At 37.8% G+C, this 11,774-nt stretch carries 9 protein-coding genes and 2 pseudogenes; 3 read left to right on the forward strand and 8 right to left on the reverse strand.

Going from position 1 to position 11,774, the window contains the following annotated elements:
- Positions 1-2: 2 nt before the first annotated feature.
- The 3 genes and pseudogenes from G580_RS0104335 to G580_RS11840 all read left to right on the forward strand — a co-directional run bounded on the left by G580_RS0104335 (position 3) and on the right by G580_RS11840 (position 3,962).
- Complete coding sequence (locus G580_RS0104335; RefSeq protein WP_033396657.1) at positions 3-641, forward strand: exonuclease domain-containing protein; 639 nt, start codon at positions 3-5, stop codon at positions 639-641.
- A 1-nt stretch (position 642) separates the two neighbouring features.
- Positions 643-2,082: a putative nucleotidyltransferase substrate binding domain-containing protein gene (locus G580_RS09955; RefSeq protein WP_051173079.1), complete on the forward strand. Its 1,440-nt coding sequence runs from the start codon at positions 643-645 to the stop codon at positions 2,080-2,082.
- A 188-nt stretch (positions 2,083-2,270) separates the two neighbouring features.
- Positions 2,271-3,962 (forward strand): annotated as a pseudogene (locus tag G580_RS11840) (sulfite exporter TauE/SafE family protein).
- 38 nt (positions 3,963-4,000) lie between these two features.
- Here G580_RS11840 and hydE read toward each other — a convergent pair.
- From hydE to G580_RS0104395, 8 genes and pseudogenes are all read right to left on the reverse strand, one after another.
- Positions 4,001-5,038 carry a [FeFe] hydrogenase H-cluster radical SAM maturase HydE gene (gene hydE, locus G580_RS0104355; protein WP_083960797.1) on the reverse strand — a complete coding sequence of 346 codons (1,038 nt, stop codon included), beginning with the start codon at positions 5,036-5,038 and terminating at the stop codon, positions 4,001-4,003.
- Positions 4,999-6,279, reverse strand: coding sequence for a [FeFe] hydrogenase H-cluster maturation GTPase HydF (gene hydF, locus G580_RS0104360; protein WP_028841193.1), 1,281 nt, complete (start codon positions 6,277-6,279; stop codon positions 4,999-5,001). The genes hydE and hydF overlap by 40 nt, the downstream gene beginning before the upstream one ends.
- Positions 6,276-6,536 carry a hypothetical protein gene (locus tag G580_RS09960; protein ID WP_051173080.1) on the reverse strand — a complete coding sequence of 87 codons (261 nt, stop codon included), beginning with the start codon at positions 6,534-6,536 and terminating at the stop codon, positions 6,276-6,278. The genes hydF and G580_RS09960 overlap by 4 nt, the downstream gene beginning before the upstream one ends.
- Entirely contained in the window at positions 6,511-8,019 is a 1,509-nt protein-coding gene (gene hydG, locus G580_RS0104370) for a [FeFe] hydrogenase H-cluster radical SAM maturase HydG (RefSeq protein ID WP_038041551.1), read from the reverse strand. Before hydG ends, G580_RS09960 begins: the two co-directional genes overlap by 26 nt.
- Positions 8,010-9,452, reverse strand: a complete 1,443-nt coding sequence (locus tag G580_RS0104375; protein WP_028841195.1) for an aspartate ammonia-lyase — start codon at positions 9,450-9,452, stop codon at positions 8,010-8,012. Before G580_RS0104375 ends, hydG begins: the two co-directional genes overlap by 10 nt.
- 96 nt (positions 9,453-9,548) lie before the next feature.
- Positions 9,549-9,875: an iron hydrogenase small subunit gene (locus G580_RS10980; RefSeq protein ID WP_051173082.1), complete on the reverse strand. Its 327-nt coding sequence runs from the start codon at positions 9,873-9,875 to the stop codon at positions 9,549-9,551.
- 33 nt (positions 9,876-9,908) lie between these two features.
- Complete coding sequence (locus tag G580_RS0104390) at positions 9,909-11,285, reverse strand: [Fe-Fe] hydrogenase large subunit C-terminal domain-containing protein (protein WP_028841196.1); 1,377 nt, start codon at positions 11,283-11,285, stop codon at positions 9,909-9,911.
- A gap of 28 nt (positions 11,286-11,313) precedes the next feature.
- A pseudogene (locus G580_RS0104395) lies at positions 11,314-11,550 on the reverse strand (iron hydrogenase small subunit); the annotation flags it as partial.
- Positions 11,551-11,774 lie beyond the last annotated feature (224 nt).

The raw sequence follows: 11,774 nt of genomic DNA on the forward strand, positions 1-11,774 counted from the left end.
AAGTGTTAACCACAACTTTAAAGAGAACTTACTATACTTTTTTTCGAAAAGAGAAAAACTTAAGTTGGGAGGTCGACCTAGATAAAAAAGTAAAAGATACCACCTTCGTGGTGATAGACACCGAAACCACAGGGCTTGATGTTAAAAAAGACGAGGTTATCTCTGTAGGTGCTTATAAGATTGTTGATCTTACCCTTTCTTTTTCTGAAAAACTAATTTTATATTTTAAAACAGACCTGTTCAGGGCTGAAGACTCTATCAAGATTCACGGGATTACACCAGACAAACTTAAAAACGGTCTTGAAAGAAAAGAGGCCTTGCATCAATTTTTAGAGTTTACCAAGGGTGCAGTATTGGTAGGATATTTTTTAGAGTTTGACTTAGAAATGCTAAAAAAACATCTCAAAGAAGAACTAAACCTAAACGTCTCTTTTTATGGGTTTGATGTCTTAGACCTTTATCCTAAAAAGACCTTAGATAGAATTCCTAAGCTTAACGAACTGTTAGCAGAATATGATTTACCTACCACCAGTTTTCACAATGCTTTAGAAGATGCCTACATGACTGCTTTGCTTTTTTTAAAATTAGTTTATTCTTACAGGAATAAAAAACTGAAAAAACTACCGCTAAAAATTATTTAAAATGCTCCAGAATTCATTTTTTGATCAACCTTTAAAAAATCTACCCTTAAAAACTCCTCTTATTGTGGGGGAAGAAGATTCCTTAGATAAAGTAATTAAACTTATGGTAGAAAAAGAGTACAGTTTTGTTGTGGTGCAAGGAAAAGAAGACTTAGGGATTATCACTGAAAGGGACATTTTACAAAAAGTGGTATATCAACGGAAAGACCCTTTTGGAATAAAAGCTAAAGAAATAGCCACCTTTCCTCTTGTCAGCCTTTCTACAGACCACCGTTTGTTTGAAGCCATCCTTCTTATGGCAGAAAAAAGACTAAGAAAAGTAGCGGTTTTTGATAAAGGAATCCTTCAAGGAGTACTTGAAGATACTGATATCATAAGTTTTCAAAGCAAAAACCTGGTTTCTCTTCTATATCAAGTGGAGTTGGCCCACGAGTTAGAGGAGTTAGCCAAACTTTACAGCCTGGTAAAAGAAGCATTGTTAAATCAAATTTCCGAAGGTTTTAACCCGGAGTACTTAGGGAAATACCTTGCAGAAATAAACGACAGGTTTATAAAAAAAACCTGGGAGATAACCTTAAAGGAGATAGAGCTTCATTTTCCGGCTAAGTTTGGATTCTTTGTACTTGGAAGTGAAGGAAGAAAAGAACAAAGTTTTAAAACCGACCAAGATAATGCCTTAATCTATGAAGATTTACCAGATAGAAAAAAAGAGGTAGACCTTTTTTTTGAACGCTTTTCTTCTACTTTTATCGAAAATCTTTTAAAAGTAGGATTCCCTCCTTGTCCTGGTGGGGTTATGATTTCTAATCCCCTTTGGCGAGGAGATCTGCAAACCTGGAAAAAGCGGCTTTCTAACTGGATGGACTGTTCTCAAAAAGAGGCTTTGCTTAATCTTTGTATTTTTTTAGATTTTCGAATGGTTTATGGGAATGAAGAGATAGAAAAGGAGATCAGAAGTTGGATAAAAGAAAAAATAAGTAAAAACAAAGGACTTATCGTGTGTCTTGCGGCAGAATCCATAAGGTTTGAACCACCTCTTAATTTCTTGGGAAGGTTTATAACCGAAAAAGAAGGCCTTAACAAAGGTAAATTAGACCTTAAAAAAACAGCTATTTTCCCCATAGTCCAGGGGATTAGAGCTCTGGCCTTAGAGTACAACCTCTGGCATACAAACACTTTTGATAGAATCGATGCTCTAAAAGAGGAAGGGATTCTCTCTTTAGACTTTGCCTCTGAATTAAAAGAAGGATACAGGTTTATCCTTTCTCTTCAATTTTTGAATCAAGCCAAAAAACTCCAAACCGGACACCCCCCTGACAACTATTTAAACCCGCAAGAACTTTCTAAAAAAGACAGAGACCAACTAAAACAGGTTTTCAAAACAATCAAAACCTTCCAAGAATTCCTTTTCAGAAAATACAACCTGAGGTTTTTTACCTAACTAACAAAACCTTTTGTAAAGATCTGTCCTTAACGGGACAACCCACTGCGCTTAAAGGTCCAAAGAATAAAAAACTTATATATTTTTAATCTTTTAAACCTCTTAATTCTTTTAATCTTTATAGTTTTTTTGTTCAGGCATGATCCTTGATAAAACTATCAAAAAAATCCAAAGGAGGGAGGCAGGTTATGCGGTACAAGTTTAAGTTAAACTTATGGTCTTTTCTTTTGTTTTTCTTTTTATTAGTTTTTTCTAAAAACCTCTTAGCTCAGCCACAGGGAAATGCTACCAAACCTGAGGCTGAGGCACCACCTTTAAAGATTGAGTTAAAGGCTGATAAAACCTCTTTCAAAGGTGGTGAAAAGATCAAACTTACAGGTAAAGTCCCTGAGGGCTACAAAGTAAACTTCATCGAAATCACTTCAAAAGAAAAAGTTCAGGTAAGTAGACTTGATAGAAAAGATTTTAAATTTTATTTAAGTAAAGAAATACCTGCTTTCTATCAAATTTGGATTAATGAGGAATATATAGCTAAGATAGACAAAAACGGTACGGTAGAAGAAAAACCGGTAAAGGAAATCTATCAAAAGTATAAACAAAATAAGAAATGGAAAATAGGAGAATTTTTAAGAGAAAGCAACGCTAATGTTGCCTTTATCACTCCTCCCAAAGAAATCAAACAAATCGATGTATGGAAATCTACAGTTCTAAGAGCTATTATAGGTTCAAGAGGTATTAAATTAGATCCCCTTACTGATAAAAAAGAAATAAGTAGAGAGGCTGCCAGATTAATTCAAACCAGATTAAAAGACTTTGAAAAAATCTTTGTGCTTACTAAAATCAAGAATAATCCTGATGGGACCTTTGAAGCAGAGATAACCCTTCCTGGCAATGCCCCTAAAGGAGAATTTAATGTATTAGCTGTAGCTAACAAGGAAGTAAAAAGCGATCCGATTCAACTAACCCATCAAATTTCCTTTCCTACTGTGTATTTTCCTGTAGCTGGAACTTCTACCAACATATTTGGGCCTCTTATTTTATCCTTTGCTATTTGTACGTTCGGAGTAATCATGGGAGCAGGAGGTGGTTTTATCTTAAACCCCTTATTGATTCTCATCTATGGATTGCCTCACGGTGTGGTTGCTGGTTCAGTTATGCCAACAGTTCTCTTTAGTCAAGCCGCAGGAATATACAACTATTCAAAAATAGGATTTATCAACTGGAAACTTGGTATAGGAGTAGGTATTTTTATGCTAATCGGTGGGTTCATAGGGCCTCTATTGAACCAGTTTGTGACTGTAGATGAGTATAAGTTCATATTCGGGATAATCCTGTTGATCCTTGCTGCTCTTCTATTCTGGCAGACAACACCAGGATATCTTGAAAAGAACAAAAAGGAAAGGGCTATACTTCAGGAGTACCTAAAACGTGCTAAAGAAGCTAAGGAAAAAAAATCTAGTTAGGAGGTGAAAACCATGAAGTTAAGAATAGAATTTTGGGGACAAGAGTTTTATGCTAACATGATAATAGGTGCCATAGGAGGTTTCCTCATAGCAGTTGCCTCCAGTTTAGGTGGTTTTGGAGGAGGACCTTTTGTAGTTCCACTTATGACAGTAATCATGGGTCTTCCGATTTATGTGGTGGTCGGTAGTTCTCTCTTAGCCATTTTCTTTAACACCTTGATGGCAAGCTCACGTTACTTCTTCTTTGGACAAACTGACCTTTTATTGTTTGTAGTCATGGCTGTAGGAGCAATCGCTGCCGGGTTTGTAGGACCTAGGATTGCTAAAAGATTAAGCCCTGTTTGGGTTAAAAGAGTGGCTACTATAGGAATAACTTACCTGGGGCTAAAACTTTTAAACGTTCCGTTTATTCCTTAATCTAAGATCTTTACACCTAAGGGCTGACCTAACTTAGGCTAAACAGGTTTCAGGTCGGTCCTTAGGTTTTCTTTTTCAAAAAACCGAAAATATTCCTCTAAATTTATTCGGTAACTTCCTTTTCCTGGATATATTTCATAATGGAGTTTATATTGATCTGGAGTTAAGTCTGGCATAAGAACATTAGCACCAGCTAGGAAAGCCTTAAACCTTAAATCAGGTGCTAAAACGTTTAAAGCTGTAGTGGCAGGAATGTTAGCTTTTGGGAGAATCATCCTGGTTAAGGATATCAGTTTAAGGGTTAACCAAGGGTGTCCCGAAGGAAAAAAAGCCAGAGGAGTTTGAGGATGAGGAATAAATGGGCCATGCCCTACCATCTCTGGGCTAATTTCTTGTAAAAAAAGAAGGTCTTCGACCAAGGTCTCTATTCTCTGTCCTGGTAAACCAACGATACAGCCTGTACCAACTTCATAACCAAGCTGCTTCAACCAGTTTAAACAACGAACCCTCTTTGTTAAATTAGTATCTGGCTTTAACCAACTAAAAAGTCTTTTGTCTATCGTTTCATGTTTGAGTAAAAACCTGTCAGCTCCAGCCTCTTTTAAAACCTTATAATCCTCATAATCCATTTCACCTACAGATAGAGTAACTGCCACCCCTAAATTTTTAATTTTTTTAATCAAATTACTCAGCCTCTTAGCATCCCAAAAAGGATCCTCACCAGATTGTAAGACTATGGTCTTAAAACCTTGTTTACTTATTTTTTCTGCTATTTCTAAAATTTCTTCTTCCTTCATGCGATAACGTTTGAGTTCCCTGTTATCTCTTCTTATTCCACAATAAAGGCAGTTGTTTCTACAATAGTTGGAAAACTCGATGATCGCTCTTAAATAAACTACATTTCCCTTTACTCGTTTCTTTATCTCATTAGCTATCTCATATACCCACTCAGGGTTTGCTTCTAAAAGAAGAAAGGCAATTTCTTCTTTTGAAAACTTTATCCCTGATAAAACTTTTTCTATCAGGTTGTCTTCGGTTAGTTGTTTGTTCTTTTCAAAAAGAAAACTTTTATGCATTTAAAGTCATCTGCGATTTTTTTATAATCTCTGATTTCAGAAACAATCAACCGTTGCAAATGAGGAAAAGGAGAAAGAGCTCTTTTTAAAATCCCATGCATATAGGCCAACATTACCCCATAATTTACGATAGGAACCTTGGCACTTTTAGCCTGCATAATCCTTGAAAGCATTTCTTTTCTGTTGAGCATGCAAGCTCCGCAATGAACGATCAGTTTATATTGCTCAAGGTTTTCAGGAAGAGGCCCTCCACCTGCTCTTACCTCTATTTCAAGGTCTTGTCCTACCTGAGCCCTAAGCCATCTGGGAATTTTTACCCTACCTATGTCATCTTCTACAGGATGATGGGTACAAGCCTCTGCGATCAATACCTTATCTCCAGGCTTAAGCGTCTTTACAGCAAGAACCCCTTCTACCAGGGTTTGCAAATCCCCCTTATATCTTGCAAAAAGAATAGAAAAAGACGTAAGCCTTATGTCTGGTGGAGTGTCTGCAGAAACTTTGGTGTAAACCGAAGCATCCGTTATCACCAGACTTGGTTGAACCTTGGTCTTTTCAAAAACAAACCTAAGCTCCCTTTCTTTTACCACCAAAGCGATAGCTTCATTATCTAAAATGTCTCTTATAACCATCTGTTGAGGCAGAATAAGTCTACCTTTAGGAGCTGCTTTATCTATCGGAACTACACATACCACAAAATCTCCAGGTTTTATCAAATCTCCTACAATCGTAGGAAGAGCCCAGTCTTTGGGTGCATGCTTTATGATCACCTGTTTTAACTCGTCTATCCCTTCTTTGGTCTTAGCACTTAAGAAAACTTTAGGTTCTGGAAATTTTTGTGTTTTAGCCTGAGGATAAAGGTCTATTTTATTTATCACATACACTAACGGAGTATCATACTCCTTAGCCTTTTTTACTACCTCTTCCTCAAATTCTCCGAAACCTGTGATTGGGTCTATTACCAATAAAATTAAATCTGCTTTGTTAAAAACTTCATAAGACTTTTTCTTTCTTAACTCACCAAGTTTACCTACATCATCGATTCCAGCTGTATCTACGATTACCACAGGCCCTAAAGGAAGAATTTCCATACTTTTTTCTACAGGATCAGTGGTAGTTCCTGGAATATCTGAAACAATCGCAAGTTCTTGTCCGGTTAAAGCATTAATCAAAGAGGATTTTCCCACGTTTCTCCTTCCAAAAAGGGCTATGTGAAGCCTTTGTCCCTTAGGAACATTCATTTTAAAAGGTCCTCTTTTAAAGAACTTATCAGTTGTTTTCTCTCTTCCTCTGGGATTTTCTCCCACTCGTTAGAAACAACAGCAAATCTGTCGTTAAGGTATATAGGTTCTGGAGGCAAAAAGCTATCCTCCTTATGACCAGCTACATAAGAATGTCTTTTCCCAAGTACCTCAACCAACCAAAGGTTTACTCCATAAGTTTGTTTTATCCTTTTAGCTAAGGCTGTAAACTTAGAAATAAAGGTCTCTCTCTCCATTCTCAATCCTCTGATAATACTCTAAAAGTTTTTGATAAACCCCTTCAGGAACCATACCCTTAAGTTCTTCCATCTCTTTTTCTATAACTTTTTGGGCTACCTCCTTGGTTTCTTCTGAGGCAAAATCATCAAGCCATTCTTTAAAGGTAAGGACAGCATTTAACTTACAAAAGATCCGTTCTCTACCCTTAACCAAAAGGTCCATAATTCTTTCACCAGTTCTTCCACAACGATAACCTGCGGTGCAAAAGCTGGTGATGTACCCCATCTCAGCAAGTTCCCTTATTACTTCTTCAAGACTCCGAGGATCTCCTATCAGAAACTGCTGTCTTTCTAACTCTTGTTCTGTATACCTATCAGAATAAGCTCCTATTCCTATCTTGGTTGAAGCATCCGTTTGAGTAACAATCCCTAAACCTAAAATTTCTTTTCTTATATGAGCAGGTTCTCTTGCGGTAAGTATCATACCCGTATATGGTACAGCCAGCCTGATTAAACAGATTACTTTTTTAAAATCCTCATCTGAAACTTTGTATTTTGTCTCCTGCACAAAGGGGGTATTAGCCGCAGGTTCAAGCCTGGGAAAGGAAATGGTATGTGGGCCTATCCCAAACTTTTTCTCAAGGTCTCGTGCATGGTATAAAAGTCCCATCAACTCAAACCTCCAGTCATAAAGACCAAAAAGTACCCCCAATGCCACATCATCTACACCTGCCTCTAAAGCTCTGTGATGACAATAAAGCCTCCACTGATAATGGTGTTTTACCGTTCCTTTTGGATGAATTTGGGCATAGGTTTCGTGATGATAGGTCTCTTGAAACACCTGATAAGTTCCTATGCCTACTTCCTTAAGCATCTTAAGCTCATCTATGGACATAGGGGCAGCGTTAACGTTAACCCTCCTGATCTGTCCATATCCCCTTCGAGTCTTCACCTTTACCGAATAGATAGCCTCTATTGTATCTCTAATATATTCAGCCCCGGTAGCAGGATGCTCTCCATAAACCACTATCAGCCTTTTATGCCCTATCTCTCCTGCTAAAACCTCTGCTTCTGTCTTTACCTCTTCTATGGTAAGCACCCTTCTCTTGATTACCCTGTTTTCTCTTCTAAAACCACAATAAAGACAATTGTTGATACAAAGATTACCACAATAAAGTGGGGCAAAGGTAACGATACGGTTGTCGTATACCTTCTTTTTAATTTCTCTTGCCGTAGCAAACATTTCTTCCCAAAGTTCTGGGTCTTTGACGTTTATCAAAATAGCCAGTTCATCAGGTTCAAGAGTTTCAATAGCAAGAGACTTAGCTAAAATTTCTCTTACCCTAACCGGGTCTGGCTCAACATGTTTGTTTAATTTTTCCCAAATTTCCTCGTCGTTGATAAAATCCCTTCCCTTCTCTAAATACCGTTCTATTTCATTTTCTTTTATTATCCGATTTGCCAGACTTTGTGCCTCTACCGTTTCAAAATTTAAAAACATTCTTTATCCCCCCTTTTTTGTATTATTTCTTTTAACTTTTCTAACCCAGCAATTCCTGGGGTAGTAAGCTCCTGAGGATCAAGTATCAACCTTAACTCTTCTTCCGTGAAATAACCTCGAGTCAACAAGATTTCTTCTACCCGTTTACCTGAACTCACAGCCTCTTTAAAAACCTCTGCACAAACTTCATAACCTAAATAGGGACTAAAGGCTGTGATCACACAAGCACTTTGGTCAAGCAATTCTTTACATCGTTCTTGATTCACAAGTATGCCTGAGATACATTTTTCTCTAAGGATGTTACAACTTTTTTTTAAAAGTTTTAAGCTTGTAATAAGTTCTTGAGAAATAAGCGGTAAAAAAGGGTTTAACTCTAAATTACCAAGGCTACATCCTAAGGTTATGGCATGGTCTGCTGCTATCGTCTTTATACCTACTTGAATTACCATCTCAGGAATAACTGGGTTTATTTTACCTGGCATGATAGAGGAACCAGCCTGCAACTCTGGGAGTTTAATTTCTCCTATACCTGCCTTAGGTCCAGAAGAAAGAAATCTTAGGTCTCCTGCTATTTTTATAAGGTTTGCTGCTAAGGTCTTCAAAAAACCGGAAACCTCACAGAGAGCATCCATGTTTTGTGTGGCCTCAAAAAGGTTTTCTGCTTTTGCCACCGGAAGTCCTGTAATCTCTCTCAACTTTTCTATGGCTATTTCTCCGAATTCCTTAGGGCAGTTTAGACCTGTACCTACAGCTGTTCCTCCAAGGTTTACCTGTCTTACCCTTTCTGAGGCTTTATTCAACCTCCACCAGTCTCGATTTAAGGCTTCAGCCCAAGCTCCAAATTCTTGCCCTAAAGTTACAGGGCAAGCATCTTGCATCTCAGTCCTACCAACCTTTAAGACTTTGGCAAAATCTTTTTCCTTTTTCTGAAACTCTCCTTGAAGAAGTGTTACCTCTTGAGCCAACTCTTTCAAAAGTCTTAAAACCGCTATCTTCACCGCCGTGGGAAAGACATCGTTGGTTGACTGATGTAGGTTTACGTCTTCTATAGGATGCACAATCTCATACCTTCCTTTAGGATGACCCAGAATTTCAAGAGCACGATTAGCAATGACTTCGTTAACGTTCATGTTAAAAGAGGTGCCTGCACCTCCTGCCAGAGGATGGATTAGAATTTGGTCATCAAACCTTCCGTCAGCAAGTTCTTCACAGGCCTCTAAAATAGCATAAGCTTTTTTTTCCTCTAAAAATCCCAGTTCTTTATTGGCAAAAGCACAGGCTTTTTTAACCAAACCTATAGCCCAGACAAGCTCTCTATGAACCCTTTCTTCAGATAAAGGAAAATTTTCTGAGGCCCTTAAAGTATGGATACCATAGTATACTTCTTGTGGAACAAGTTTTTCTCCAAGAAAATCAACCTCTTTTCTAAACAAGTTTTTTAAACCTCCCTAAAAACACCCCTTGGGGAAGGAGGGGAAGGGTATGCAGAGATGGCCTCCCAAATAGTTTTTACCCCCAAGGGATTGAAGTTATCCTCTTTTCTTATAGTAAGTATGTAAAAGTCTTTCGCTTATTCCACTTAAAGGATGCTGGGCAAACTTTGTGTAAAATTCTTTAATCATCGGATTTTCATGGCTTGCAGCTATTTTAAATTTTTCTCTTACTATCTTATCGTCTTTATATTGAGCAGACTGTCTTGCTTTAATAAGCTCAAGCTTTTCTCTACCTACAGAGGTTTCAAAAAAGTTTTCTTTAACCTTCTCCTGAGAATAAACTACCTTAGGCACCCCTATGGTAAAGGCTACATAGCTTATGCCTAAAAACTTTATAAAATCCCTTCTGCTTACTCTTTGCATAGTTTCCCCCCTGTGTTCTTACTTAGTTTGTGTTTAACCTCTACCCAGCTTATAAAATACTTTTTGAATAAACCCTATACTCATCGCCTGTTTGGGCTGCCCTCCTCCATTAATACAACCCCCTGGACAGTTCATAACCTCTATAAATTGATAGGGGCTTTTTCCTTTAAGCACTTCTTCAACCACTGGCTTTAAATGGGCCCCGTTATAGCCAATACCGTTTACTACACAAACCTTAAGTCTTATAACTTTATCATTAAAAACTTTTTGATATTCAGGTCTCAAAGGTATGGTCACTGTAGCTCTAACCACAGGGTTAGTAAGCCCTCTTACATCATGAAACTCCCATTCTAAAGCAGTAGGAGAAGGTGATTTTCCAGAGAGAACATGAAAAGCAAACCTTATCGCAGCCTCCATCACCCCTCCACTTACACCAAAAATTGTGGCCCCTCCTGAATACCACATAAAATGTTTAGGATCCCTTTCTTCTGGTAATCTCATAAAATCGATGTTAAGTCTTCTAAAAATTTCTGCCAAATCTCTGGTAGTAAGTACTGCGTCTACATCCCTTATACTCTCATTTTTATGATATCTACCGGCAGAATCAAACTCAGGCCTAAAAGCCTCAAAAATCTTAGCTGTACATGGCATAACCCCTACGGTATAAACCTTTTCTACCGCAACTTTCCACACATCTTTAGCTCCATAGGTCTTAGCCGTAGCTCCAGCCATCTGCTGAGGAGATTTACAGGTTGAAAGGTATGGAATAAGATCAGGATAATAAAGCTCTACATACCTTACCCAAGCAGGGCAACAAGAGGTAAACTGTGGTAAAGGTTTGTGTTTATATTCCTCTACTTCTAACACTATTTTTTTACCCCATAGATAAACAGGCATTTCTTTTAATCCTGCATGTGCGGCAATCCTTGCTAAAAGCTCTGTACCTTCCTCTAAGATAGTCTGGTCAGCTGCAAAGTTGTTATCATAAATCTCAAATCCAGCCTTTTTAAGCGCAACCCAGAGTTTTCCTAAGGCTAAGGTCCCAGGCCTTGCGCCAAACTCCTCTGCTATAGCTACCCTCACCGCAGGAGCCACTATCGCAACCACCTTGGTTTGTTTGTCTTTTAGTTTGGCCAATACATCCTCCATAAAGCTCATCTGCTCAACAGCATCAAAAGGACAGTTAACCAAACACTGCCCACATACCACACATTTGTCTAAGTTGATCTTATGCTTTTCTCCTACAGAACCTTCTATAGCATCAGCAGGACAAACTCCTCTACAAGTATCACATCCTACACAAACTTCTTCGTTTATCCGAATGACACCTCTAAGTTCTCCTCTTCTGTAAGTACCTACATCCTGAGATAACCCTTTTTCTGATTTGAAAGTTCTAACTTTACTAACCATGGTTTCTCCCTCCTGCTAACATATTTTTTTACCCTCTTGGAGTGTAATGGGTATGGAGAAGCTTATGAGATTTTTCTCCAAGAGGTTCCTTTAAAAACTCTTGGTAAATTGCTTTTATTTCAGGGTTTTCATGGCTTTTTCTTATAGGTAACTTTTTATCCCTTTCATATATTCCTTTAATACGCTCCTCCCTTGCCTCAACTGTGGTAGGAATGGGCTGACCACCACCTCCGATACATCCACCAGGGCAACACATTATCTCTATAGGGAGTAGAATATAAATTGTGTCTTTTAATAAAATATTTTAGAGGCATAATAAAAATTTTTAATATTTTTTAAATTAATGATAACATAAAACCTAAAAGACTAAACTAACCAGGAGGTCTGTAAAATGGAAAACTTAGACTTAGATTTAGAAAAAGTTTTAAGTGAAATCTCAAAAATTGAATCAAAAGAGGGTATCAAAATGGCTGCTGCACTCCTCTTAAA

It is taken from the genome of Thermodesulfobacterium hveragerdense DSM 12571, assembly GCF_000423845.1.
GTDB lineage: Bacteria > Desulfobacterota > Thermodesulfobacteria > Thermodesulfobacteriales > Thermodesulfobacteriaceae > Thermodesulfobacterium > Thermodesulfobacterium hveragerdense.

Bases quoted from the DNA above. Each gene is read 5' to 3' on its own strand.
- G580_RS09955 (WP_051173079.1), top strand. From the start codon at position 643: ATGCTCCAGAATTCATTTTTTGATCAACCTTTAAAAAATCTACCCTTA.
- hydE (WP_083960797.1), bottom strand. From the start codon at position 5,038: ATGCATAAAAGTTTTCTTTTTGAAAAGAACAAACAACTAACCGAAGAC.
- hydF (WP_028841193.1), bottom strand. From the start codon at position 6,279: ATGAATGTTCCTAAGGGACAAAGGCTTCACATAGCCCTTTTTGGAAGG.
- G580_RS09960 (WP_051173080.1), bottom strand. From the start codon at position 6,536: ATGGAGAGAGAGACCTTTATTTCTAAGTTTACAGCCTTAGCTAAAAGG.
- hydG (WP_038041551.1), bottom strand. From the start codon at position 8,019: ATGTTTTTAAATTTTGAAACGGTAGAGGCACAAAGTCTGGCAAATCGG.
- G580_RS10980 (WP_051173082.1), bottom strand. From the start codon at position 9,875: ATGCAAAGAGTAAGCAGAAGGGATTTTATAAAGTTTTTAGGCATAAGC.
- G580_RS0104390 (WP_028841196.1), bottom strand. From the start codon at position 11,285: ATGGTTAGTAAAGTTAGAACTTTCAAATCAGAAAAAGGGTTATCTCAG.